General features: G+C 43.1%; 27 protein-coding genes and 1 pseudogene. 19 read left to right on the plus strand and 9 right to left on the minus strand.

Features of this window, described 5'->3' with window-relative positions; all coding sequences use genetic code 11:
- Nucleotides 1-11 precede the first annotated feature (11 nt).
- From ppk1 to pncA, 3 genes are all read right to left on the minus strand, one after another.
- Nucleotides 12-2075 carry a polyphosphate kinase 1 gene (gene ppk1 / locus MN200_RS15710; protein WP_242759821.1) on the minus strand — a complete coding sequence of 688 codons (2064 nt, stop codon included), beginning with the start codon at nucleotides 2073-2075 and terminating at the stop codon, nucleotides 12-14.
- A 145-nt stretch (nucleotides 2076-2220) separates the two neighbouring features.
- The gene (locus MN200_RS15715) at nucleotides 2221-3195 is read right to left on the minus strand and encodes a bile acid:sodium symporter family protein (RefSeq protein WP_242759822.1); all 975 of its coding nucleotides are present in this window, start codon (nucleotides 3193-3195) and stop codon (nucleotides 2221-2223) included.
- Between the two features lie 62 nt (nucleotides 3196-3257).
- Entirely contained in the window at nucleotides 3258-3905 is a 648-nt protein-coding gene (gene pncA / locus MN200_RS15720; RefSeq protein WP_242759823.1) for a bifunctional nicotinamidase/pyrazinamidase, read from the minus strand.
- Nucleotides 3906-4504: 599 nt separating this feature from the next.
- On the opposite strand from pncA, the gene dapA reads away from it, so the two are divergent.
- The 7 genes from dapA (at nucleotide 4505) to MN200_RS15755 (ending at nucleotide 10270) form a co-directional block, all read left to right on the plus strand.
- Nucleotides 4505-5404 (plus strand): 4-hydroxy-tetrahydrodipicolinate synthase, encoded by a 900-nt coding sequence (gene dapA / locus MN200_RS15725; RefSeq protein ID WP_242759824.1) that lies wholly within the window; start codon nucleotides 4505-4507, stop codon nucleotides 5402-5404.
- Nucleotides 5405-5417: 13 nt separating this feature from the next.
- Nucleotides 5418-6026, plus strand: coding sequence for a hypothetical protein (locus MN200_RS15730; protein ID WP_005401459.1), 609 nt, complete (start codon nucleotides 5418-5420; stop codon nucleotides 6024-6026).
- Nucleotides 6027-6062: 36 nt separating this feature from the next.
- Nucleotides 6063-6782 carry a phosphoribosylaminoimidazolesuccinocarboxamide synthase gene (gene purC / locus MN200_RS15735; protein WP_004691818.1) on the plus strand — a complete coding sequence of 240 codons (720 nt, stop codon included), beginning with the start codon at nucleotides 6063-6065 and terminating at the stop codon, nucleotides 6780-6782.
- Between the two features lie 433 nt (nucleotides 6783-7215).
- Nucleotides 7216-8001: an ABC transporter substrate-binding protein gene (locus tag MN200_RS15740; RefSeq protein WP_242759825.1), complete on the plus strand. Its 786-nt coding sequence runs from the start codon at nucleotides 7216-7218 to the stop codon at nucleotides 7999-8001.
- 84 nt (nucleotides 8002-8085) lie between these two features.
- Nucleotides 8086-8775, plus strand: a complete 690-nt coding sequence (hisQ, locus tag MN200_RS15745; protein ID WP_242759827.1) for a histidine ABC transporter permease HisQ — start codon at nucleotides 8086-8088, stop codon at nucleotides 8773-8775.
- Nucleotides 8772-9485, plus strand: coding sequence for an ABC transporter permease (locus tag MN200_RS15750; RefSeq protein WP_159151826.1), 714 nt, complete (start codon nucleotides 8772-8774; stop codon nucleotides 9483-9485). The genes hisQ and MN200_RS15750 overlap by 4 nt, the downstream gene beginning before the upstream one ends.
- An 8-nt stretch (nucleotides 9486-9493) precedes the next feature.
- Complete coding sequence (locus tag MN200_RS15755; protein WP_063454366.1) at nucleotides 9494-10270, plus strand: ATP-binding cassette domain-containing protein; 777 nt, start codon at nucleotides 9494-9496, stop codon at nucleotides 10268-10270.
- A 159-nt stretch (nucleotides 10271-10429) separates the two neighbouring features.
- On the opposite strand, the gene MN200_RS15760 is transcribed toward MN200_RS15755, so the two are convergent.
- On the minus strand, nucleotides 10430-10897 hold the full coding sequence (locus tag MN200_RS15760; protein ID WP_228254617.1) for an Lrp/AsnC family transcriptional regulator: 468 nt from the start codon (nucleotides 10895-10897) through the stop codon (nucleotides 10430-10432).
- 86 nt (nucleotides 10898-10983) lie between these two features.
- Between MN200_RS15760 and MN200_RS15765 the strand changes: the two genes are divergently transcribed.
- Genes MN200_RS15765 through MN200_RS15775 form a run of 3 tightly spaced genes read left to right on the plus strand, consistent with a single transcriptional unit; the run spans nucleotide 10984 to nucleotide 12512 of the window.
- Nucleotides 10984-11604 carry a LysE family translocator gene (locus MN200_RS15765; RefSeq protein WP_242759829.1) on the plus strand — a complete coding sequence of 207 codons (621 nt, stop codon included), beginning with the start codon at nucleotides 10984-10986 and terminating at the stop codon, nucleotides 11602-11604.
- Nucleotides 11605-11664: 60 nt separating this feature from the next.
- A complete protein-coding gene (locus MN200_RS15770) occupies nucleotides 11665-11970 on the plus strand; it encodes an IS630 transposase-related protein (protein ID WP_000122230.1) in 306 nt (101 codons plus the stop codon).
- Between the two features lie 47 nt (nucleotides 11971-12017).
- On the plus strand, nucleotides 12018-12512 hold the full coding sequence (locus MN200_RS15775; RefSeq protein ID WP_005402037.1) for an IS630 family transposase: 495 nt from the start codon (nucleotides 12018-12020) through the stop codon (nucleotides 12510-12512).
- 77 nt (nucleotides 12513-12589) lie between these two features.
- Here the strand turns inward: MN200_RS15775 and MN200_RS15780 are convergent, their stop codons facing one another.
- Nucleotides 12590-13867 (minus strand): replication-associated recombination protein A, encoded by a 1278-nt coding sequence (locus tag MN200_RS15780; RefSeq protein WP_242760556.1) that lies wholly within the window; start codon nucleotides 13865-13867, stop codon nucleotides 12590-12592.
- A gap of 99 nt (nucleotides 13868-13966) precedes the next feature.
- Nucleotides 13967-14419, minus strand: coding sequence for a YcgN family cysteine cluster protein (locus MN200_RS15785; RefSeq protein ID WP_242759831.1), 453 nt, complete (start codon nucleotides 14417-14419; stop codon nucleotides 13967-13969).
- A gap of 201 nt (nucleotides 14420-14620) precedes the next feature.
- On the opposite strand from MN200_RS15785, the gene MN200_RS15790 reads away from it, so the two are divergent.
- From MN200_RS15790 to MN200_RS15825, 8 genes are all read left to right on the plus strand, one after another.
- Nucleotides 14621-14779, plus strand: coding sequence for a DUF1328 domain-containing protein (locus MN200_RS15790; RefSeq protein WP_004647174.1), 159 nt, complete (start codon nucleotides 14621-14623; stop codon nucleotides 14777-14779).
- A gap of 166 nt (nucleotides 14780-14945) precedes the next feature.
- Complete coding sequence (locus MN200_RS15795) at nucleotides 14946-15686, plus strand: dienelactone hydrolase family protein (RefSeq protein WP_058951488.1); 741 nt, start codon at nucleotides 14946-14948, stop codon at nucleotides 15684-15686.
- Between the two features lie 74 nt (nucleotides 15687-15760).
- On the plus strand, nucleotides 15761-16123 hold the full coding sequence (locus tag MN200_RS15800) for an HIT family protein (RefSeq protein WP_058870560.1): 363 nt from the start codon (nucleotides 15761-15763) through the stop codon (nucleotides 16121-16123).
- A gap of 108 nt (nucleotides 16124-16231) precedes the next feature.
- Nucleotides 16232-17266, plus strand: a complete 1035-nt coding sequence (mutY, locus tag MN200_RS15805; protein ID WP_242759833.1) for an A/G-specific adenine glycosylase — start codon at nucleotides 16232-16234, stop codon at nucleotides 17264-17266.
- A gap of 84 nt (nucleotides 17267-17350) precedes the next feature.
- Nucleotides 17351-17893, plus strand: coding sequence for a M23 family metallopeptidase (locus tag MN200_RS15810; protein WP_242760557.1), 543 nt, complete (start codon nucleotides 17351-17353; stop codon nucleotides 17891-17893).
- A gap of 15 nt (nucleotides 17894-17908) precedes the next feature.
- Nucleotides 17909-18154 carry a hypothetical protein gene (locus MN200_RS15815; RefSeq protein WP_094148434.1) on the plus strand — a complete coding sequence of 82 codons (246 nt, stop codon included), beginning with the start codon at nucleotides 17909-17911 and terminating at the stop codon, nucleotides 18152-18154.
- Nucleotides 18155-18173: 19 nt separating this feature from the next.
- Entirely contained in the window at nucleotides 18174-18728 is a 555-nt protein-coding gene (locus tag MN200_RS15820; RefSeq protein ID WP_094148435.1) for a DNA-3-methyladenine glycosylase I, read from the plus strand.
- 36 nt (nucleotides 18729-18764) lie between these two features.
- Nucleotides 18765-19787, plus strand: coding sequence for an NAD(P)-dependent alcohol dehydrogenase (locus MN200_RS15825; protein WP_242759835.1), 1023 nt, complete (start codon nucleotides 18765-18767; stop codon nucleotides 19785-19787).
- A gap of 30 nt (nucleotides 19788-19817) precedes the next feature.
- Here MN200_RS15825 and MN200_RS15830 read toward each other — a convergent pair whose 3' ends face one another.
- A complete protein-coding gene (locus MN200_RS15830; protein WP_125273784.1) occupies nucleotides 19818-21269 on the minus strand; it encodes a PLP-dependent aminotransferase family protein in 1452 nt (483 codons plus the stop codon).
- Nucleotides 21270-21368: 99 nt separating this feature from the next.
- Between MN200_RS15830 and MN200_RS15835 the strand changes: the two genes are divergently transcribed.
- Complete coding sequence (locus tag MN200_RS15835) at nucleotides 21369-21770, plus strand: hypothetical protein (RefSeq protein ID WP_201952957.1); 402 nt, start codon at nucleotides 21369-21371, stop codon at nucleotides 21768-21770.
- Nucleotides 21771-21819: 49 nt separating this feature from the next.
- On the opposite strand, the pseudogene MN200_RS15840 reads toward MN200_RS15835, so the two are convergent.
- Nucleotides 21820-22467, minus strand: a pseudogene (locus MN200_RS15840) (START domain-containing protein).
- Between the two features lie 59 nt (nucleotides 22468-22526).
- Nucleotides 22527-23348 carry a 4-hydroxy-tetrahydrodipicolinate reductase gene (gene dapB, locus MN200_RS15845; protein WP_062031806.1) on the minus strand — a complete coding sequence of 274 codons (822 nt, stop codon included), beginning with the start codon at nucleotides 23346-23348 and terminating at the stop codon, nucleotides 22527-22529.
- Between the last annotated feature and the right edge of the window lie 87 nt (nucleotides 23349-23435).

A 23435-nucleotide genomic window follows, 5' to 3' on the forward strand; every position in this document is an offset into this window, starting at 1 on the left:
TATGGCAATTGTTAAATTTTAAGTTGCTTCTGCGCAATCAAATGTTGCTGTGCACTATACCTTTGCTCTGGATCGGTACAGGCCACTTTAAGCCAATGACCATCGGCTTGTAGCTCCCAAGCATTCAAACAATCATTTAAGTAACTGATTAATCCGTCTTTATAAATCTGCTTTTTCAAAACGCGATCTAATATTGGAAAGCAAGTTTCCACACGCGAAAATAAATTACGCCCCATCCAGTCTGCGCTGGCACAGTACAACTTTTTCTCACCGCCATGCTCAAAACAATACACGCGGGTATGTTCCAGAAAACGGCCCACAATCGAACGCACACGAATATTCTCAGACATGCCTTGGACCTGTGGAATCAAACAACAGATCGAACGGATAATCAGATCGACCTGTACCCCCGCTTGTGACGCACGATACAGTGCGGCAATTAACTGAGGTTCCGTTAAAGCATTGACTTTAATGATGATACGCGCCTTTTGACCGGCTTGCGCAAACTGAATTTCTTGCTCAATCAGTTTTAACAGTTCACTGTGTAACGTAAAAGGCGCATGTAACAACGCCTTCAACTTGGCCATTTTGCCCATTCCCGTCAGTTCTTGGAACATACGGTGTACATCTTCACAAATATCAGGCTGTGTGGTCATCAACCCATAATCAGTATACATACGGGCATTGCCCGCATGATAATTGCCTGTGCCCAGATGGGCATAACGGATCAACTGGGCATTTTCACGGCGTACGATCAAAATCATTTTGGCATGGGTTTTATAACCGACAATGCCATACACCACCACCGCGCCCGCTTCTTGCAAAATATTGGCCACGGTAATATTCGACTCTTCATCAAAACGCGCCCGCAACTCAATCACGGCTGTGACTTCCTTGCCATTTCGTGCTGCTTCTGCCAAGACCTGTACAATTTCAGAGTCAGGTCCACTGCGGTAAAGGGTTTGTTTAATCGCCAGCACATTTGGGTCTTTCGCTGCTTCTTTTAATAAACCAATCACAGGCTGAAAAGAATCAAAAGGATGATGCAACAACACATCCTGTGCTTTTAAGGTATCAAAGGTACTTTTTTGTTTACGCAAAACTTTAGGAATGACTGGAATAAAAACTGGATGCTTTAATTCAGGTCGGTCACAACTGGTACTGAGACGTGAAAGATTGATTGGCCCATCAATGCGATAAAGCTCCTGCTCAGTTAAATCAAATTCCTTGAGCAAATAATCAATCACCGCTTCGGGGCAGTCATCTTCGATTTCTAAACGCACCGCACGACCAAAACGGCGTGAAGACAACTCATCTTTGAGTGCAACCGCCAAATCATCAACATCTTCCGACAAAATCAGATCGGCATTACGCGTCACACGAAAAGCATAACAACCCGTGGCTTTCATCCCTGGAAACAGATCGCTGATGTGCTGCTGAATCATTGCGGTTAAAAAAATCTGCGTGTCGATATTGCCTGCCACGTTTTTCGGCATCTGAATTAAACGCGGTAATGAGCGCGGCGCTGGGACAATCGCCATTTCAATGCTTCGTCCAAAAGCATCTTTACCTTGTAAACTCACAATGAAATTCAGGCTTTTATTCACGAGGCGAGGAAAAGGGTGTGACGGATCTAAGCTGATTGGGGTCAAAACCGGTTGAATTTCTCTGGCGAAATATTCTGCAATCCACGCTTTATGTTTTTCTAAAATATCTTGGAACTGGATGAACTGAATGCCTTGTGCTTGTAACTCAGGCAAAATCGAATGATTTAAAATTTCAAATTGTTTTTTGACGGCACGATGAATGGATTGGGACAGGCCTTCTAATATCACTTCAGTGGGAACAGCATCAGGGGTTCGTGCTATCACATTCATATCACGTTGTTTCATCAAGCCTGCAATACGAATTTCAAAAAACTCATCTAAATTACGTGAAAAAATAATTAAAAAAGTTAAGCGCTCCAGCACAGGCAAACTCGGGTCTAATGCTTGTGCTAAAACCCGCTGATGAAACTCAAATAACGATAACTCTCGGTTAAAATACGTCGCCGATGAATGCTGAAAATTATCCATACCCTCTCAATGCTGTTTGCAACAGTCTGTTATGAAGTGTTTGACAGGGATGTTAGGTAGTCTTTATGACAGTTTAGTTACAACCTCATACCAAATAGAAAATTCATCCTGACTTTATGCTTAAAGCTGCAACAGCGTACAGTATTCAAACCGACATATGTTCCTTTTCACTTTTTTCCTTGGCTGTAGCGTCTGCTTTCGCGGCCCAATAGCTGGCTAAAATTGGCCCTGAAATGTTATGCCACAAACTAAAGATCGCACTGGGTACCGCCGTAATTGGCGAAGCAGCAAAATGCACAGCAGCCAAAGCCACGCCTAGTCCTGAGTTTTGCATACCGACCTCAATCGAAACCGCTTTACAGTCAGCATGTGGCAAGTGAAACATCCGTGCTGCTGCAAAGCCAAGTAAATAACCAATCGCGTTATGTAATGCCACCACAGCTAAAATCAATAAGCCTGATTCTAAAATTTGTGCTTTTGAGCCGCCAATAATCGCCGCCACAATCAGCACAATCGCCACTACAGAAATTAAGGGCATCACCGAAATATAGCTTTCGACTTTATGTTTTAGCACGGCGCGTACCACCAGCCCTAAAATAATCGGGAACAGGACCACTTGCAAAATTGAACTCAGCATCGACCATGCATTAATTTCAATCCATTGGCTGGCCAACAGATAGAAAATCGCGGGAGTCAACACTGGTGCCAATAAGGTCGATACCGTAGTACATGCGACAGACAAAGCCGTATTGCCTTTCGCCATATAAGTAATCACATTGGATGCAGTGCCGCCCGGACAGCAACCCACCAAAATCACCCCGATCGCAATTTCAGTCGGCAAGCGAAATAATAAACACAGCAGATAAGCCACGCTTGGCATCACCACAAACTGAGCCGCCACCCCAATTGCAACCGCTTTAGGACTTTGCATCACACCTTTAAAATCTTCCAGTGTCATGGTCATGCCCATACCAAACATGATCAGCCCTAACATCCACGTGATATAAGCTTTCAACCAAACAAAAGTTTCAGGGCTCAGGAGCGCAATGCCTGCAAATAACACCACCCACAGAGCAAAGGTTTTTTGAATCCAAGCGGTAAATTTAAAAAAAGTGCCCATGACCTTTCCCTACTGCATGTTTTTATAATGTCGATATTGGTAATTGAAGTGAGCCGATTGGTTCAGCTCATCAGTTCACGGCATATTGTTGGCACAATATCTTTGCAATAAAGACGTTTCACTCCATGGGCCAGCATCTCTTGCCATGCATGTTGTAAAGAACCATGTAGATCAATACCTTTGGTGGCATCGGCAATCACATAGGTTTGAAAACCGAGTTTACAGGCATCTATTGCCGTCCATGCCACACAAAAGTCAGTTGCAATCCCAACAACAAACACGGTATCAATCCCACGCTCTCTTAAATAACCTGCGAGTCCCGTCTGGGTTTTATGATCCGCTTCTAAAAAAGCAGAATAACTATCAATGTGCGCATGACATCCTTTACGAATGATCAACTGCGCTTTGGCAAGATCGAGATCGGGATGCAATTCCGCATCCTGTGTGCCTTGTACACAGTGACGTGGCCAGAGCACTTGTGTGCCATAGTCCAATTCAATTGTTTGAAAAGCTTGTTGATCGGGATGGTTGTCTGCAAAAGAAACGTGATTTTCAGGATGCCAATCTTGGGTGAGTACAATATTGTCAAAATAATCGCCAAGCTGATTAATTTTAGGAATAATTTGATCTGATCCTGCTACCGCCAAATTTCCACCAGGCGTAAAACCATTTTGTACATCCACCACAATCAATGCCATATTCTTCTGCATTCTTCTCTGTCCTTTTTGTTCTGCGCTCGAAGGCCAAGCTTAGCTTAATTTATAAAATAGTATTCATCCTTGCGGGTCAAAATTAAATGACCGCAGCCATGAGTGCAATGGGTATTGTGGCAAATTGAAGCAAAAATAAAATATAGAACAAAATGTTGGACATTGATCTATGACGTTAAAAAGACGATGCCACACATACTTAGAGAACTCACATAATCATGCAAAATCCTGACGTTTATAAAAGTTTATAACCCAATATTCAGTTTGATCGACTTCTAATGCTCGATTGAGATGAAGAGATCCTTTCTTTAAATACCTCAATCCGCGGCCATAGGTTATGCAAAACGCCCTTTTCAGATACAAAATGAAAAGCATTTCTTTGTACACCATTTAAACAAGCTGTATTTTTGTAGTGAAAGATAAAGTTTTTATACACTTTGACTAAAGCATATTGTTCTTCATGTTGTGTTCGTTCATAATTTGCATAAGCATTATTCAATGCATCAGCGCTTTGAAAATGCTATAAATTAAAATACGCACCCATCCAATCTTATGTTTTTCTGGCCTAACTGGATGGACAAATAGGATATTTTTTTAAAATGACTCAGCAAGCACAGACCATCCAAGGCTCAATTGTCGCAATCGTCACCCCTATGTTTGAAGATGGCAGCGTAGATTGGAAGGGTCTAGAGAAGCTCGTTGAGTGGCACATCGCACAAGGCACAAATAGCATTGTTGCTGTCGGTACAACGGGTGAAGCGTCTACTCTAAGCATGAAAGAGCATACACAAGTGATTAAAGAAATCATTCGTGTCGCAAACAAACGCATCCCTATTATTGCGGGTACTGGCGCGAATTCAACGCGTGAAGCCATCGAGTTGACTAAAGAAGCCAAAGAACTCGGTGCAGATGCTGCTCTTCTGGTTACCCCTTATTATAATAAACCGACCCAAGAAGGCCTATATCAACACTATAAAGCTATTGCTGAAGCTGTTGATCTTCCTCAAATTCTGTATAACGTACCTGGTCGTACAGGTGTCGATATGGCGAATGAAACGGTCATTCGTTTGGCTGATATTCCACAAATTGTGGGCATCAAAGATGCCACAGGTGATGTCCCGCGTGGTCAAGCACTGCTCGAAGGTCTTGCTGGCAAAGCGATGATCGTCTATTCCGGTGATGATGCAACGGCTTATCAACTGATTCTGTCAGGTGCAAAAGGTAATATTTCTGTGACTGCAAACGTTGCACCAAAAGAAATGAGCGATGTTTGCGCGGCAGCACTGGCAGGCGAAGCTGAAAAAGCAGAAAACCTAAATACCCAAGTTGCAAATTTACACGAAATTCTATTTTGCGAATCAAACCCAATTCCTGTGAAATGGGCACTTCATGAAATGGAGTTAATCGAAACGGGTATTCGTTTACCATTAACACCACTTGCAGAACAATATCGCACACCGCTCCGTGAAGCACTCACAACGGCGGGTGTCATTAAATAAAGAGCACATCAATATGCAATTACGTTTAGGTCTTACTCTCGCACTTTCAGTTGTCAGTTTAGCGGGTTGTAGTTCCCTTGCAGTCAATAACGGTAGTTTGGACTATAAAGAAACCGCAACCTTAGAACCTCTTAAGTACCCTGAAGGCTCTATGGTTCGACCTGCAACGCCGTTGTATCCAGCTCCAACGGTTGAAGCGCTCGCTCTTGAACATGCACCTGTACTTGAAAACAAACGCGGAAACCGTTTTGCAATGCCGCGCCCTCAAGCTGCTCAAGTCATGTCGAATGCAGAATCAACGGAAACAGTTGATACAGCTGTGAGTCGCCCTCAATTGATTATTGACGGAAATAAGAATCCACTGCTCAAAATTGAGGGAAATTCTGCTACAATTTGGCAATATACGCTTGCCACCCTCAGCAGCCTCAACCATCAAATCGTTGGTCAAAGCAAAAATGGTTATGAAGCAACCATTAAAATCGATCAACAGGTCTATGTGTTAAGACTGACCGCGGTCGGCAGCAGCAACAACCTCGCTGTGTTCAATGCCGATAACAGTTTTGCAGCGCCTGAAAAAGCCACAGAATTGTTAACCCAGATTTACCAAAATTGGCCAGCCTAGTCGTACTAGGCATTTTTTTTTGAAAAAGGTTCCCTCATGTTAAAACAAACCTTGCTCTATACTGGTAAAGCGAAATCTGTCTATGAAACAGACAGTGCAGACCACCTGATTTTAGTCTTTCGTGATGATGCTTCGGCATTCAATGGTGAAAAGATCGAACAACTAGATCGTAAAGGTAAGGTGAACAACCGTTTTAACGCCTTTATCATGGATAAATTGGCTGCGGCTGGCATTGAGACTCACTTTGAAAAACTTCTTTCTCCAACAGAAGTTCTAGTGAAAAAACTCAGCATGATCCCTGTTGAATGTGTAATTCGTAATTATGCAGCAGGTTCTTTATGCCGTCGCTTAGGTGTAGAAGAAGGCAAAGAATTAACCCCGCCGACTTTCGAATTATTCTTCAAAGATGATGCGCTTGGCGACCCAATGGTCAATGAGTCTCAAGCGATTGCTTTAGGTTGGGCAACTGCTGAGCAACTTGAGCAAATGAAAGTCCTCACTTACCAAGTGAACGAAGTGCTTAAAAACTTATTTGACCAAGGTGGCATGCTACTTGTGGACTTCAAACTTGAGTTTGGCGTATTCCACGATCGTATTGTTCTTGGTGATGAGTTCTCTCCAGACGGTTGTCGTCTATGGGACAAAGAAACCAAGAAAAAACTCGACAAAGACCGTTTCCGTCAAGGTTTAGGCGGTGTGGTTGAAGCTTATGAAGAAGTTGCTGCACGTTTAGGTATCGACCTTTCTGATATCTAATCAGTTACAGATTCAAGAAAACCGAGCTTAAACGCTCGGTTTTTTTGTTTTTCAGCTCCATAGCTATTACAGTACTTCAGTTTATTTATGAGCTATTCAACACTGAAAAATAGTCTTGTAAAACACTGAGCCACTGTTAAAAAATCAACAATCCTGTACGTCATAGCGCACAAGACTTCAGGTATATTTCAGCTATGTCTCAACTTCATTTTTTAATATGATAAAAACATATGAACAGGATGTTCTCAGATAAAAATTATTCTAACCGAAAAAATACCCTCATTTCCTCATCTCTCATGGCGACAAGATCCATCGATCCCCTAAGAGCAGAAAGCTGGTATAGATGTTGCTTTTATTCAAAAGTACTCAGTAGGGTAAGTTCTATCTTCGTCTTATTTCTTAGATTTGATTTTTACGGATGGCTATATTTAAAATGAAAAACTGGCAAAAAAAATTACTACTTTCCACTACATTCGCAGCCGTAGCACTAAGCAGTACTGTGCAAGCAAAAGAATGGAAAACCATTCGTTTTGGCACAGAATCTGCGTATGCGCCTTTTGAATATAAAACACCAGACAATAAGTTGGTCGGTTTTGACATCGACTTAGGTAATGCCATTTGTGCCAAATTAAAAGCCAAATGCGTGTGGGTAGAAAACTCCTTTGATGGAATGATTCCTGCGCTCAAAGCGAAGAAATTCGACGGCATTCTGTCTTCAATGACAGTTACTACAGATCGCGCAAAACAAATCGCATTTAGCAATAAAATTTACAACACGCCTACCCGCATGGTTGCAAAGAAAAGCTCTCCTTTACTCCCTACGCCTGCATCCCTAAAAGGCAAACGTGTGGGTGTACAACAAGGTACGATTCAAGAAGGCTATGCAAAAGCCTATTGGGCGCCTAAAGGTGTGAATGTAGTTCCTTATCCAAACCAAGACGTACTTTACCAAGACATGGTTTCGGGACGTCTAGATGCAACATTACAAGATGCGATTATGGTCGATGCAGGTTTCCTAAAATCGGCGAAAGGTAAAGGCTTTGCTTTTGCAGGCAATAATGTGGTCGATGCCAAAACACTCGGTGTAGGCGCTGCAATCGGCTTACGTAAAGAAGATGTCGATCTGAAAAAGAATATTGATAAAGCGTTAGCTGAAATTATTGCCGACGGCACCTATAAGAAACTCGAGAAAAAATACTTCTCCTTCAGCATTTATTAATTTATAGAGTGTCGGTTCAACACCGACACTTTTTATATACTGCTGATTTATAAAATATTATATTTTTACTCGGAGAAACTGAGTATGTTTCTGTCTGGCTATGGTCCCGTATTACTCAGTGGCACTTGGATGACCATTCAGCTTGCTTTGTTATCACTGCTACTTTCGATCATTATTGGATTGTTTGGGGCAAGTGCCAAACTCTCTCGTATTAAAATCTTACGTCATGTTGCAACCTTCTATACCACGCTCATTCGTAGTGTTCCTGATCTGGTGATCATGTTGTTGCTGTTCTATAGCCTGCAACTTGGATTGAACTCGATTACCGAATCGATCCATATGGAGCAAATTGACATCAATCCCTTTGTGGCAGGGGTGATTACTTTAGCCTTTATTTATGGGGCCTATTTTACGGAAACCTTCCGTGGCGCATTTCAAGCCGTCCCCAAAGGTCAACTTGAAGCTGCATATGCCTATGGCATGACCCCATTTCAAGTCTTCAGACGTGTCCTCTTTCCACAAATGATGCGTTTTGCCTTACCGGGGATTGGCAATAACTGGCAAGTCCTCATCAAAGCCACTGCCTTGGTGTCCTTAATTGGTTTGACCGACATCGTCAAAATTACCCAAGATGCAGGTCGAAGCAGCATGCAAGTGTTCTATTTCAGTATTGTTGCAGCCGTCATTTATCTGGCCATCACCACCCTTTCGAATTTGATTCTCATGTGGCTGGAACGTCGTTATTCTGCTGGTGTGAAAAAGGGACAACTATGATTGAAATTATTCAACAATACTGGCAGTCCTATCTGTGGACCGATGGTTTTCAAATGACTGGGGTCGCCATGACCGCGTGGCTACTGGTCTTATCGATTGCGATTGGTTTTGTTCTGGCTGTGCCTTTGTCAATTGCTCGAGTTTCTGAGCATACTTTTGTACGTGGACCTGTTTGGTTTTTTACTTATATTTTCCGTGGTACCCCCTTATATGTGCAGCTACTGATTATCTATACTGGAATTTATAGCCTTGAATTTGTGCATGCCCATGAACGGCTCGATGAGTTTTTTAGAGAAGGGCTTAATTGCACCATTTTAGCGTTTGCACTCAATACAGCAGCTTATACCACTGAAATTTTTGCAGGGGCGATACGTTCGATTCCCTACGGCGAAATTGAGGCAGCAAAAGCCTTTGGAATGTCGCCTTGGAAACGCTATACCCGCATTATTATTCCGTCGATGCTACGCCGAGCATTGCCGTTTTATGGCAATGAAGTCATTTTGATGCTGCACGCAACCACCATTGCCTTCACTGCAACCGTGCCTGATATTCTCAAAATTGCACGGGATGTCAATGCTGCCACTTATGCCACGTTTGATGCCTTTGGCATTGCCGCTGTGCTGTATGCCTGTCTGGCATTTATCCTCATTTGGATCTTTCGTAAATTGGAACAACGCTGGCTTGCGTTTTTAAAACCATCGAATCATTAGGAGAAACAATGGAAAATTCAGCAAAACTGGTGATTCGAGACCTTTGTAAAAGTTTTGGCGATCATGAAGTCTTAAAAGGGGTTTCCCTTGAGGCACATGCAGGTGATGTGATTAGTATTATTGGTTCCTCAGGTTCAGGTAAAAGTACCTTTCTTCGTTGCATCAATTTTCTAGAGCAACCGAGCCAAGGTAGCATTCAACTCAATGGTGAGCAGTTAGAGACTAGCTTGGATAAAAATGGCAATCTCAAAGCAAAAAATCCCAAACAACTACAAAAAATGCGCACCCAACTGATGATGGTGTTTCAACATTTCAATTTGTGGTCGCATATGACGGTATTAGAAAATATTATTGAAGGACCCATTCATGTCTTGGGACTAAAGCGAAGTGAGGCGGAAGAGCGTGCACGAAAATATTTAAGAAAAGTTGGGCTCGCAGAAAGTGTCGAAAAGAAATATCCGTCTTTTTTGTCAGGAGGACAGCAACAGCGTGTCGCAATTGCCCGTGCCTTAGCAATGGAGCCGGAAGTGATGTTGTTTGATGAGCCAACCAGTGCTCTAGATCCTGAACTGGTGGGTGAGGTGTTGAAAGTGATGCAAAGTTTGGCTGAAGAAGGCCGAACCATGATTGTGGTCACCCATGAAATGGGCTTCGCACGCCATGTGTCCAATCATGTCATTTTCTTAGATCAAGGCAAAATTGAAGAACAAGGTGATCCAAAAGAAGTTTTGATTCACCCCAAAAGTGAACGCCTGCAACAGTTTTTAGAGGGTAACTTTAAATAATTGAATAGCTTTCAAGAGCTTGTCTCAGCAATGATTCAACATTCAATGCTCTGTTGAAAAGATAAAGCGCCTCGTTTGATCTGATCCCGCGAAACTATATGCATTCAGATAAAAAACCGAGCAGTTTCGCTCGGTTTTTTTATCTTTCCACCTAAGTTTTTATAGATTGGTGTATCGATTTTTAGTGGTATCCATCACCAAAAAACTGGTGATCGAGCTAATGGATGGAATCGTTCCTAAAACATCAGTATGAAACTTTTTATAAGACTTGATGTCTGCCACTTCAACCCTGAGCAAATACTCGACCGAGCCTGTAATGGTATGACACTCAGTAACTTCATCCGTTGCAGTGATCACATCCTCAAACTGACTCAAGCTTTCTTTTGAGTGACAAGACAGCCCAATAGTCACATAAACCGTTAAACCAACACCCAAAAGCGAACGGTCAATCACCGCTTTATAGCCTCGGATCACACCAATTCTTTCTAACTCTTGCACGCGTCGTAAACAGGCCGAGGGTGACAAACCCACGCGTTCTGCCAGTTTAATATTGGTTAAATGTGCATCGCGTTCAAGCTCACACAATATTTTTCGGTCTAATCGATCTAATTCAATCATTTGTTGCATAAAACTCAGTATTAACGATCAATATACAACCAAATTGTGCTAGATCAACAATAAAATGATATTTATTTGATTACGCCATCCCCTTTATGAATGCGTCACTGTTTGTCTCTTATCTGCTGTTCTGTGTCGTGATGACCTGCACACCTGGACCCAATAATGCACTGGTCATGCTGTCTGGTGCACGATTTGGCATCAGTAAAACCCTACCTCTGGTTTTAGGCATTGCCTTTGGTGTGGCCGTGCAACTCTTCGCCATTGGCATCGGCTTAAATCAGGTGTTTCTGGCCCTGCCCCAGCTCCAATTTATTTTAGGTTTGATCGGCACTGCTTATATTCTGTGGCTCGCATGGAAAATCGCGTCCAGTGGGCCACTCAACATCGAATTAGAACAAAAACCATCGATGGGTTTTCTACAAGGGGCTCTTTTTCAGTGGGTCAATCCCAAAGCGTGGATCATCTCCATCAGCACCATTGCCACTTATTTTGCTTTAAACCATCATGTCAGCGATATTCTTTATGCAGCCCTAATTTTAATGGTGGTTTCCATTCCATGTGTCGGGGTTTGGGCTGTCGGTGGTCTTTTCTTACGCCAATATCTGATGAAACCACGCTTTGCCTTGAGCTTTAACATCACGATGGCAATCGCCTTATTGGTCGCTGTGTTACCTGCGGCATTAAAATTGACGAATACGCACATCGGAACATAAAACGCTACAGCGCTTAAAGAAAATATAGTCAAATCATTATAAAACCAATACAATGGTGCAATGAGTTATTCAGAACATTTTAGACGTAAAATTTTAGCTAAGCTTGAGGAAGGTTATTCTATTCGAGCGGTAGCTGCACAATTTGAAATTAATAAAAATACCATTGTTGAATGGAAGAAACGTATAGAGATTAAAAAAACTCGTGTACGTAAACCTTCTAAAATTAACGATGATGCTTTACGTGAAGATGTTGAAAAGTATCCTGATGCTTATCAATATGAACGTGCTGCACGTTTTAATTGTGGTGTTTCATCTATTGGTGCTGCATTAAAGCGCTTAAATATTACAGTTAAAAAAAGACGTTAAGCCATCCTAAAGCAGATACAAAGCTTAGGGATAAATTTATTCTGCAAGTGAATGAATTAGAAAAAAACCATCCGATTATTTATCTGGATGAAAGTGGTTTTAAGTCACATGATTATAGACCTCATGGCTACTCACGAAAAGGAGTACCCTGTTTATGGCAATATAATTGGCAATTAAAGAATCAGACCAATGCCATTGGAGCAATCCATGAGGGTAAGTTATTTTCAGTCGGTTTATTTGACTGCAAAATCAATTCAGATGTTTTTCATTTTTGGATTGAGCAATTCCTCATACCAGCATTACCAGAAAATAGTGTAGTGGTTATGGATAATGCAGCATTTCATAAAAGAGCAGATATTCAGGAGTTATTGGAACAACAAGGGCATAAAATTCTTTGGCTTCCTGCATACAGCCCTGATTTAAATCCTATAGAACACATGTGGGCATGGGTTAAACGTAAGCGTAAAGAATGGTTGATCGACTCAGTCGATGAGTTATTTCGAGTTTTTTTCGAATCTTGTATGAATAATAAAGTAGTTTGACTATAGCAGTCAAGCGATATGACTAAATCCTAAGCCCCAAAAACAAAAAAGCCTGATTAACAAATCAGGCTTTTTTATTACTGCTGCTGTTGCTGTTCTTGTTGCCAACGTCGCTGTTGTAAGCGTTCTCCTTCAACCTCACGCTTATTGCGTGCCGACTCATATAGTTTGGTTCCTTTGAGCTCAGGGGGTAAATATTCTTGCATCACAAAATGCTCTGGATAGTTGTGCGGATACAAGTAGTCGACGCCATAGCCCTGTTCTTTCATCAACTTGGTCGGAGCATTTCTTAAATGCAGCGGCACAGGTAAATTCGCTGTTTTTTCAGCCAAATCCAACGCTTTGTTGATCGCAAGATAAGTACTGTTACTTTTGGCACTGGTCGCCAAATACACTGCACACTGTCCAAGAATAATTCGACACTCTGGCATGCCCACCACTTGAACAGAACGGAAGCATTCTCCAGCAAGCAGCAGTGCATTGGGGTTTGAATTGCCAATGTCCTCAGAGGCTGCAATCAACATCCGACGGGCAATAAAAACAGGATCTTCACCACCTTTGAGCATACGTGCCATCCAATACAAAGTAGCATCAGGATCACTCCCCCGAATCGACTTAATAAAGGCCGACACCAAATCATAATGCTGTTCACCCGATTTGTCATAACGGGCAATATTTTGCTGTGCAACTTTGACCACCATTGCATTGGTCACGATATTTTCAACGTCAGGTTCGAAGGTGCCCGCAATCAGTTCAATTAAATTCAAGGCTTTACGGGCATCACCTGCGGCAAACTGCACCAGTGCTTCAAATTCTTCAATTTGAATATAACGTTCTTTTAAAAACGGATCGTTCTTAATCGCTTGTAATAATAAAGTTTGAATCGCATCGGCATCAAGCGCATTTAAGGTATAGACCTGACAACGTGACAACAATGCACTGTTGACTTCAAAAGAAGGATTCTCGGTAGTGGCACCAATGAGGGTAATTTTGCCTTTCTCCACAGCATTCAGTAAGGCATCTTGCTGTGATTTGTTAAAACGATGAATTTCGTCAATAAACACTACAGGTGGCATTAAATCTCCACCATCGGCAATGATCTCACGGAGCTCTTTAACCCCCGTATTGAGTGCAGATAAACTGACAAAAGGTCGATCAATCGCTTGCGCCAACAGTAAAGCAATGGTGGTTTTCCCCACGCCTGGCGGCCCCCAAAAAATGATCGATGGCAAATGCCCTTGATCGATCATTTGGCGGAGCGGTGCCTGCTCACCCAATAAGTGATCCTGCCCAATAATTTCAGATAAATCACGCGGGCGTAAACGTTCAGGCAGTGGAATATTGCTATCGGACATAGGGCTAGGACTTATCATGCGTTCATCGAATGCTTATGTTATGGCAAATTCAGGCGAATGACACAAGCTTTTCATGCAATTTGATTGTGCTTTTATCGACTAGCGAACCCAACGCACAATATAGTCTTCGATGTCGTCATCCTGAATCTTTTCTTCAGAAATACAGCGTCCTGCCGCAGACTTTTTCGCTTTCAGAATACTTTGCCGTGAACCCGTGTTCAGATAGTGCCATCTGGGCAAATTTTTACCTTCATGCAGACGACGGTAAGCACAGCTCGATGGTAACCAATGAATCGTGTCTAAAAGTTCGGGCGTGAGCTGGATACAATCGGGCACATGCTGCTTTCGGTTCGGATAATCCCGACAACTGGCCGTTTGACAGTCCAACAGTTTGCAGGCCACTTTGGTATAGGCGACTTCTTGGCTTTCCTCATCTTCAAGTTTCACCAGACAGCATAGACCACAACCATCACACAACGCTTCCCACTCTGCTGAACGTAGCTCAGTGAGCGCATAATGCTTCCAAAACTCTGGTCTTAATTCGTTGGACATAACCACTGCCAATAAAACTGAATGCACTATTATAACCTATAGTCACATGGCTTTCAGAGCTATCTAAAGTGTCAATATTTACATCATATTCATAAACTTAAATACAAACAGAACACTTTTTAAACAAAAGCAACACAGTGTGTCCGAGCCTTCTTTCTATACTAATAGAGTAATAAATAAGAACATCTATGGAGAAAAATTATGTTTCGTTGGGCGATTATCTTCGCAGTGATTGCACTGATTGCAAGTTTACTTGGTTTTGGCGGTGTAGCAGGTTTATCCAAAGACTTTGCCATTATTTTATTAGTGATTGCTGTGATTCTTGCTATTGTCGGATTTTTATCCCGTGGCAAAGTCTAAAGCACATTACGCTTAATCACTAAAAAGAAGGATTCAGATCCTTCTTTTTTTATATGTGCCTTTAAAAATAATTTCTCACACTTCTCATGTACATCGGAATATTTTTCAAATCCTTGTAAAAGTTTTTATGCTTTAATCAGAGCAGATCATCTATCAGGATTTGAGCATGACAATCAGTATTCAAACTCGAGAAATTCAATATAACGCAGCCGATGGACAACGCTTAGTCGGTTATTTTGCAGCACCAAGCTCTCAAACACCGCATGCAGGTATCATCGTTGCACCCGAATGGTGGGGCCGAAATGAATATACTGAACAACGTGCTCGCGAACTGGCTGAACACGGTTATGCCGCACTGGCGATTGATATGTATGGTGATAAAAATGTCACCACAGATGCGAAACAAGCCTATGAATGGATGATGCAAACTTTTGCCGATGCAGACACCATCGTCAACCGGGCTAAAGCAGGTTTAGATACGCTTGCTGCCCAGCCTGAAGTGAATGCAGATCAACTGGCGGCGATTGGTTTTTGTTATGGCGGTAAAGTGGTTTTAGACTTAGCGCGCTCAGGCGCACCACTTAAAGCTGTGGCGACTTTCCATGCAACATTGGCACCGAAAGCCCCTGCGGTCGAAGGTCAAATTCAAGGTGAAATTTTAGTTTTACATGGTGAGTTAGACAGCATGGTTACTTTGGATGATGTTGCTAGCTTCCGTGAAGAAATGCATGCGGCAAAAGTGGACCATGAAGTCATCATTTTTGAAGATGCGAAGCATGGTTTTAGCAATCCATTGGCCGATGAGCGTGCCAAAGCCAATGGCGTAGACTTGGGCTATAACCTAGAAGCAGAAAGACAAGGGCTAGATGCAATGTATGACTTGCTAGAACGCAATCTCAGTGCTTAACTAGAGCTGAGAATTCAACTATTTGATTTTTCAGATCCAACAGGATACATAATTAGATTTTAGAGGAGATAACAATGACTGAGACCCACTGCCAATATTGTAATTTTGATGAATATGACGTGCTTGATAAAAATGACTTTGGGGTGATTTTGCCCGAACCCAATGCATTGTCTAAAGGTCACTGTGTCATTATCCCTCTACGTCATGTGAGCTCATTTTTTGACATTACCGACAAAGAACGTAAAAGCTTAATGTCTTTACTGGAACTGGCACGTAATGAACTCCAATTACGTCATCAACCTTCAGGCTTTCATATTGGTTTTAATGACGGTGAAATATTTGGGAATGTGTCTGAACACTTACATATCCATATTATTCCACGCTACAAAGACCAAGAGCTAAAACTTGATGCACGTTGGGGCATGGCAAAAGACTAAGCTTTTATGGTTTTAAATGGCGCGTAAGCGCCATTTTTTATGCGCAAAAAATCAGGCTCAGAAAAGACATTCAGTTATACTAAGCCGAATTTCTTCCTTGTGCCTCAGATGTCTCCTTTCTCTTTTTCAGATGCGTTACTGACTTGGTTCGATGTTCATGGTCGACATGATCTGCCATGGCAAGTAGCCGATGATCCCTACAAAGTCTGGGTGTCTGAAATTATGCTGCAACAGACCCAAGTCAAAACCGTGCTGCAATACTTCGAGCGTTTTATCGAACGCTTCCCAACGGTTGCAGCTTTAGGGACAGCATCATGGGATGAGGTCGCACCTTACTGGGCAGGTCTGGGCTACTATGCCCGTGCACGTAATCTGCATAAAGCCGCAGGGGTTGTGGCACGTCAGGGACACTTTCCTCAAACTTTAGAGGACTGGATTGAACTGCCAGGCATTGGTCCATCTACCGCAGGGGCGCTGATGTCTTTGGGTTTACGTCAGTACGGCGTCATTATGGATGGCAATGTAAAACGCGTGCTCGCGCGTTTTTTTGCCATTGAGGATGATCTAAGCAAACCTGTGCATGAACGCAGCATGTGGCAACTGGCCACTAAACTCTGTCCAACTGAACGTAACCACGACTATACCCAAGCCATCATGGATTTGGGGGCAACCGTCTGTACCCCTAAAAAACCACTGTGTTTATACTGCCCAATGCAGCAACACTGTAAAGCCCATGCACAAGGTCTAGAAACTGAATTGCCTTTTAAAAAGCCCAAGAAAGCTGTACCTGTAAAGTCTGCCCAAGTTTTGGTGCTGCGTCATCACAATCAATGGCTGTGGCAGCAGCGTCCCAATAGTGGACTGTGGGGCGGTTTATGGTGTTTACCTATTTTTGAAAATCGTGATGAGTTCTCGCAACTGTGCCAAAGTCTAGGACTAAAACAAGTCTCGCAACGCGCTGACATTTCGCATAGTTTCACCCATTTCACTTGGCAACTAAAAGCGCTCTGCTTTGAGGTCGATGCCGACCAGCTCGAACATTTAAGTATAGAATTGGCCAGCACATGGCTAGACATACAAAACGTCACAGAAATGGGCATCCCAACCGCGATGAAAAAATTGATCTCGGCAATTCAACTGTGACATAGTTGGGTGATCCATTGGGTTCACCCTGACACTTTAAAATTAGATCACTGAAATAATAAAGGATTTTTCGTGCGTAATTGTTTGCCCAGCCTTTCTGCGCTTGCCAGTTTAAGTTTTGTGATTCTGTTACTTGCAGCTTGCCGCACCACGCCGCCTGCGCCGAGTGGAAGCCAATTACCTGCCTCACAAGTCCAACAGCTGAAAAACATGCGTTTAGCTCAGCAGCTGCCTGTACCCGTTCAAGGCATTAAACGTCAAGGGCTCACAGATACTTGGGGAGCGTCCCGCAGTAGCGGACGGACGCATGAAGGCATCGATATTCTGGCTCCACGTGGAACAAAAGTTTTTTCTGCCACAGAAGGTCTCGTTGCAGACTTACGCAATAACAATTTGGGTGGTAAAGTGGTTTGGATTATGGGGCCAGCAGGCACTTGGCATTACTATGCTCATCTTGATGACCATAAACGTGGCTTAAGTGTCGGCGACTATGTCAAAAAAGGCGACCTGATCGGCTATGTCGGCAATACAGGCAATGCACGGCACACCGCCCCACATTTGCATTATGGACTTTATTTACAAGGTAAAGGCCGTGGTGCAGTAAATCCCTATCCTTATTTACGTTAACTTTAGGAATTTTTCATGTCAGAAACGTTGATCAACCGTCTGGTCGAATTTGCTGAATCAGGCAATCAACAAAAAATCATCTTGGCTGGACAAAACCACCAAGGTTGGATCATGGAAATTACCGAAGATGCACTTTTAATCAGCACTGGATTTGCTGAAAAAACAGGAAACGATGTCTGGATTAACTTTTCCGACCTCGAACACGCACAATTGTTTTATTGGGACAATCAACACGACCAATGGGCACCTTTTACCCTATAAAAAGATCAGGAGCATGTTCATGACCACTCAACGCTGCGGATGGTGCTCCTCAGACCCACTTTACATCGACTACCATGATCATGAGTGGGGTAAACCACTACATGATGAAAAGCAATTATTTACAATGCTCTGCCTCGAAGGTCAACAAGCGGGGCTTTCATGGATTACCGTCCTGAAAAAACGTGAACATTATCATCGCCAGTTTTTTCAATATTCCATTGAACAGATTGCGGCTTTAAGTGATACAGATTTAGCCGAAAAAGTCCAAGATATCGGCTTAATTCGCCATATCGGGAAGCTGACTGCCATTCGTGACAATGCGATTGCATGGCAAGCCCTAAAGCAAGAAGGCATTAACCCCGTTGAGTGGCTCTGGAACTTTGTCGAGCAACACGCAATCAACAATGATGTCCCGGACTACCGCACAGCACCTGCACAGACACCTCAAAGCCAAAATATGTCTAAAACCCTAAAAAAACACGGCTTTAAATTTGTCGGACCCACCACCTGCTATGCCTTTATGCAAGCAGTCGGCATGGTCAACGACCATGAAAATAGCTGTCATTTTAAATAAAAGTACATAAAAAACCGGAAAATAAGGATATAAAATATGACGGATAACACCATTCGTGCCTATGCGGCAATGCAAGCAGGTGCAGCACTACAACCCTATCAATTCGATGCGGGTGAACTGCAACCACATCAGGTCGAAGTCCAAGTCGAATATTGTGGATTGTGCCATTCCGATGTTTCAGTCATTAACAATGAATGGAACTCTTCGGTCTATCCCGTTGTCGCTGGTCATGAAATTATTGGCACCATCAGTCGCTTAGGCTCCGAAGCCAAAGGGCTTAAACTTGGACAGCGCGTCGGTATTGGCTGGACGGCAGAAAGCTGCCAACACTGTGACCCCTGTGTGTCGGGCCAACAAGTGCTCTGTACAGGAGGACCGACAGCAACCATCGTCGGTCATGCAGGCGGCTTTGCCGACAAAGTTCGCGCAGGTTGGCAGTGGATTATTCCTTTACCTGAAGAGCTGGATCCTGAGTCAGCAGGTCCTTTATTGTGCGGCGGTATTACCGTTTTTGATCCGATTTTAAAACACCGCATTCAAGCCATTCACCATGTCGGGGTAATTGGCATCGGTGGTTTAGGGCATATGGCCATTAAGCTACTTCGAGGATGGGGCTGTGAAATCACGGCATTCACCTCGAACCTCGACAAAACGGAAGAACTCAAGGCCATGGGTGCAGATCATGTGGTGAATAGCCGTGATGTGGATGCGCTTAAAACCCAGCGGGGCAAATTTGATCTCATCCTCAGCACCGTGAATGTCACGCTCAATTGGCCTGCCTATATCAGTACACTGGCACCAAATGGCACGATCCATCTGCTAGGCTTGCCTCTAGAGCCCATCAAATTAAATGCAGGTAGTCTGATTGGTGGAGCAAAGTCTATCACGGGTTCACCCACTGGCTCACCTGCGGCATTACGTCAGCTACTCAAATTCGCTGCACGTAAAAACATTGCGCCACAAATTGAACTGTATCCTATGTCACAGTTGAATGAAGCACTGGAACGGTTACATTCTGGAAAAGCCCGTTATCGGATCGTCCTCAAAGCTGACTTTTAATCGATAAGCGCCTCAAAACAGGCGCTTTTTTTATACCGCTTGTTTGACCAACGTCGAACTGCTGAGTTGCGCTTTCACCCAATCGGCCAACAAGGTGACCGCTGCGCGAATATCTGTTGAAATTTCATGACCTGCATTGAGGCGGATACAGTTTTTATAACGCTGCCCTTCACCAAAGACTTCGCCTGGCACAATATTAATACCGTGCTGCTGAGCAAAATAGTACATATCTAAACCATCGATACACTCGGGTAGCTGTAACCACAGCGCATAACCACCTAAGGGTTGATTGATACGTAACTCAACTCCGTTAAAGGCATGCTGAATCATGTGTCGGTATTGCTCAACTTGCTGTTTCAAAATCGGCTTTAACTGCTGTAAATGCTCCCGATAAGCACGGCTATAAATGAGATCGGCCAGTGCCAACTGCAAGGGTGTATTCACTGTGATATTTTGCATCAGCAACGTAGCCTTCAAATGCGCTAAGCGCTGCGGAATACAGAACCAACCTACGCGATACGCAGTTGAAAGGGACTTGGAAACTGAACCACAGAAAATCACATAACCCTGCTGATCCCAATACTTAATCGGCAGCGGACGACTTGAGCTGAAACTACATTCACCATAAATATCATCTTCAATCACATAGCACTGATAGCGCGCAGCCAGTTGTGCAATTTTTTCTTTTTCTGCATTACTTAAACAAAACCCCAAGGGATTTTGATAATTGGCCGTGAGTAAGCACGCTTTTGCGCCTGAACTTTGCATGACCTGCTCTAAACGTTCAAGATCAAAGCCTTGAGTATCGGCTGGAATTTCAATAATTTTTCGCTTTAACCCCGCCAGCATTTGCAACTGACCATTAAAATTTGGGGTCGGTACAATTACGCTGTCGCCTTCCTTGCTGAGGTGTTGGATCATCACCGACAACGCAGGCATACAGCCATTGCTGATGTAGATATCATCCTGCGAAATATAGAAGCCATCTTCAGCCCAATGCTCAGACAAAGCCTGCCGCAAGCGAATATGACCCTGCTTATCGCTATATAAAAAATCTTCAGGTTGGCTGTGTTTTAAGGCGCGTTGAATGGAGCGGCGGAGCGCTTCTACAGGCACATGTTTTGGAGAAAGCTGAATCGCTCCCAAATGGATGAGACGGCTATTAATGGAAGACTGTTGAATTTCCAGCTGTAGCTCTAAATTAGAAATATCACGGGCTTGAGACTGAAAATCAGGATGCTGCGGTACAGGAATAGATGGGCTGGTATTTTTCTGATAACTGACAAAATAGCCCGACTTATTTTTCACATGAATATACCCCTGCGACTCGAGTAGTTCATAACAGCTCTTAGCAGTATTCAAACTGACCTTTTGTAAGTTGGCAAACTGGCGTAACGACAACAGCTTTTGCCCTGCGGGTAATTCAGCATTTTGAATTTTTTCAAGCAACTGTGCAGCCAAGCTTTGATACTGGAATGCCATTCATCTGTACCTATTTTTTTAACTTTTATGTATCTGTATCCATTATGCCAACAGAATTATGCTTCTGTCATTCGTTCACAACCATAAATAGGCACTTTTATGAAAAAAATAATCATATCTCTCTTTTGCTTATTGAGCTTATCGGCTTGCCAACCGCCACATGTTTCACAGCAGGTACAACAGCAACATTTTATTTGTAAAGCACTGATTGAAGGGTTTCTGAAAACGCAAAATTTAACTGATTATCAGTTTTTAAGTTTAGCGCCGAGCTTGACTGAAACCTCGACCCAACGAACCTATCAATATCGGTTGAACAATGAACGTGAAATGCAGATGAACTTGCCCCACCAGAAAAATTTACAGTTCCAATGTGACCAAAGCAGTGCTGAAAACTTCAAGATCTCGCTCGCTGGTGAAGGAGATGCCATGCTCAGTTTAATCCAGTTAGACCTGCCTAAGGCTTCAACCTTAGAGATGCTGAGCGCCTATCAACAGCCTTAAGTTTTAAAACATAAAAAAGCCTGCATTGCAGGCTTCTTCATCTTTAAAATTAACGTAAGGCAACTGGTAAATGGGCAGGAGTGTCTTCTTGTTCCAGCAATTGATTTTTCATTTTTTGCAGCATTTGATAGGGTTGTTGTTGGACAAACATATTCACAAACTTCAGTGGTATCGACCCCTCAGGGTTAGCATAACCTGAGGTCGAAACCTTGACTTTATTTGGTCCCAGTTTCTGAAAGGTCCAATCGCCCTCATAATGATTTAGGCGCACATAATCTGGATTTTTAAGGATGTTTTTATCAATCGCTTTATTTTTAATGCTAATAATGTCCTGACTGTCCTTGGTCATTTTTCCCTACACCACCAAGTCGCGGTCTTTTAAAGGAAAAGGGAAATCCAGCACCATATACAGTTGAAACTCGCCTTTTTTATCATCGCGCGACAAGACTTTCACACTGCCCATATACGGCACCCATTTCACCGCATGGTCAACATCTAAGATCAATGACACTGCTTTTTCAATCGGCACATCAAACGTGGTTTCAGCCTTATATAAAAAAACTGGGTTTTGTGCATTTTGATAGGTTCAAACTTTAATATTATTTTTATGAATACTGAGTTTGGCTTGATCCATAGGTTTGGCCTGTGCTGTCGTCATCACGGCAACAACACAAGCCATATATATGACTTTTTTCATTCTATTCTTCGTCTTATTTTAGTTTTTTATCTTGTTTTTATGGCGAATGAAGCAGGTTTTTAAACTTGAATGTCGTTAAAACCCAGTACATCTTTCATGTCATATTTACGTGCTTCACGTCCTACCACCCAAGCCGCAGCACGTACCGCACCCGAAGCAAAGTTCATCCGGTTGGTCGCTTTATGAGTAATTTCAACGCGCTCACCATCGGCAATAAACATAGCTGTATGTTCACCGACAATATCGCCGCCACGAATAGTTTGGAAACCAATACTTTGACGCTCACGAGGCCCTGTATGACCTTCACGGCAATACACTGCATCGGTTTTCAAGTCACGACCTAAAGCACCCGCAATGGCCTCACCCATCATCAACGCTGTGCCTGATGGTGCATCGACTTTATGACGATGATGCGCTTCAATCACTTCAATATCCACTGTGTCGCCAAAGACTTTAGACGCCAATTCCAACAGTTTAATCGAAACATTGACCCCCACAGAATAGTTGGCTGCATAGACCACAGGTGTTTGAGTCGCAGAGTCATCCAAATAAGCTTTTTGTTCGTCATTCATGCCCGTGGTGCCAATGACAATGGCCACCCCAGCTTCACGACAAATTTTTAAATGCTGAACGGTCGCTACTGGTGCAGTGAAGTCAATGATCACATCACAATCTTTCACTACCGCTTCCAGACTACCCACCACCTTCACGCCAAGGCTGCCAATACCTGCAAGCTCACCTGCATCTGTACCAACCAGTGAGCTTTCAGGGCGTTCCACTGCCGCAGCCAGTTGATAGCCTGCTTCGTGTACCGCTTGAATAAGGATGCGACCCATACGACCGCCGGCACCTAAGACACCAATGCGTGGAGCTGCTGACATAACATATTCCTAATCTAGCTTCAAAATTGCTCTTACTATAGCAAAACTGATTGCCCAGACTAAAGTTTGTTGGCCATTTTCATCGAA

The organism is Acinetobacter sp. LUNF3, from assembly GCF_022699605.1.
GTDB lineage: Bacteria > Pseudomonadota > Gammaproteobacteria > Pseudomonadales > Moraxellaceae > Acinetobacter > Acinetobacter johnsonii.

Excerpts from the sequence above, each read along its gene's own strand:
- ppk1 (WP_242759821.1), bottom strand. The coding sequence starts at position 2,075 with ATGGATAATTTTCAGCATTCATCGGCGACGTATTTTAACCGAGAGTTA.
- MN200_RS15715 (WP_242759822.1), bottom strand. The coding sequence starts at position 3,195 with ATGGGCACTTTTTTTAAATTTACCGCTTGGATTCAAAAAACCTTTGCT.
- pncA (WP_242759823.1), bottom strand. The coding sequence starts at position 3,905 with ATGCAGAAGAATATGGCATTGATTGTGGTGGATGTACAAAATGGTTTT.
- dapA (WP_242759824.1), top strand. The coding sequence starts at position 4,505 with ATGACTCAGCAAGCACAGACCATCCAAGGCTCAATTGTCGCAATCGTC.
- MN200_RS15730 (WP_005401459.1), top strand. The coding sequence starts at position 5,418 with ATGCAATTACGTTTAGGTCTTACTCTCGCACTTTCAGTTGTCAGTTTA.
- purC (WP_004691818.1), top strand. The coding sequence starts at position 6,063 with ATGTTAAAACAAACCTTGCTCTATACTGGTAAAGCGAAATCTGTCTAT.
- MN200_RS15740 (WP_242759825.1), top strand. The coding sequence starts at position 7,216 with ATGAAAAACTGGCAAAAAAAATTACTACTTTCCACTACATTCGCAGCC.
- hisQ (WP_242759827.1), top strand. The coding sequence starts at position 8,086 with ATGTTTCTGTCTGGCTATGGTCCCGTATTACTCAGTGGCACTTGGATG.
- MN200_RS15750 (WP_159151826.1), top strand. The coding sequence starts at position 8,772 with ATGATTGAAATTATTCAACAATACTGGCAGTCCTATCTGTGGACCGAT.
- MN200_RS15755 (WP_063454366.1), top strand. The coding sequence starts at position 9,494 with ATGGAAAATTCAGCAAAACTGGTGATTCGAGACCTTTGTAAAAGTTTT.
- MN200_RS15760 (WP_228254617.1), bottom strand. The coding sequence starts at position 10,897 with ATGCAACAAATGATTGAATTAGATCGATTAGACCGAAAAATATTGTGT.
- MN200_RS15765 (WP_242759829.1), top strand. The coding sequence starts at position 10,984 with ATGAATGCGTCACTGTTTGTCTCTTATCTGCTGTTCTGTGTCGTGATG.
- MN200_RS15770 (WP_000122230.1), top strand. The coding sequence starts at position 11,665 with ATGAGTTATTCAGAACATTTTAGACGTAAAATTTTAGCTAAGCTTGAG.
- MN200_RS15780 (WP_242760556.1), bottom strand. The coding sequence starts at position 13,867 with ATGTCCGATAGCAATATTCCACTGCCTGAACGTTTACGCCCGCGTGAT.
- MN200_RS15785 (WP_242759831.1), bottom strand. The coding sequence starts at position 14,419 with ATGTCCAACGAATTAAGACCAGAGTTTTGGAAGCATTATGCGCTCACT.
- MN200_RS15790 (WP_004647174.1), top strand. The coding sequence starts at position 14,621 with ATGTTTCGTTGGGCGATTATCTTCGCAGTGATTGCACTGATTGCAAGT.
- MN200_RS15795 (WP_058951488.1), top strand. The coding sequence starts at position 14,946 with ATGACAATCAGTATTCAAACTCGAGAAATTCAATATAACGCAGCCGAT.
- MN200_RS15800 (WP_058870560.1), top strand. The coding sequence starts at position 15,761 with ATGACTGAGACCCACTGCCAATATTGTAATTTTGATGAATATGACGTG.
- mutY (WP_242759833.1), top strand. The coding sequence starts at position 16,232 with ATGTCTCCTTTCTCTTTTTCAGATGCGTTACTGACTTGGTTCGATGTT.
- MN200_RS15815 (WP_094148434.1), top strand. The coding sequence starts at position 17,909 with ATGTCAGAAACGTTGATCAACCGTCTGGTCGAATTTGCTGAATCAGGC.
- MN200_RS15820 (WP_094148435.1), top strand. The coding sequence starts at position 18,174 with ATGACCACTCAACGCTGCGGATGGTGCTCCTCAGACCCACTTTACATC.
- MN200_RS15825 (WP_242759835.1), top strand. The coding sequence starts at position 18,765 with ATGACGGATAACACCATTCGTGCCTATGCGGCAATGCAAGCAGGTGCA.
- MN200_RS15830 (WP_125273784.1), bottom strand. The coding sequence starts at position 21,269 with ATGGCATTCCAGTATCAAAGCTTGGCTGCACAGTTGCTTGAAAAAATT.
- MN200_RS15835 (WP_201952957.1), top strand. The coding sequence starts at position 21,369 with ATGAAAAAAATAATCATATCTCTCTTTTGCTTATTGAGCTTATCGGCT.
- dapB (WP_062031806.1), bottom strand. The coding sequence starts at position 23,348 with ATGTCAGCAGCTCCACGCATTGGTGTCTTAGGTGCCGGCGGTCGTATG.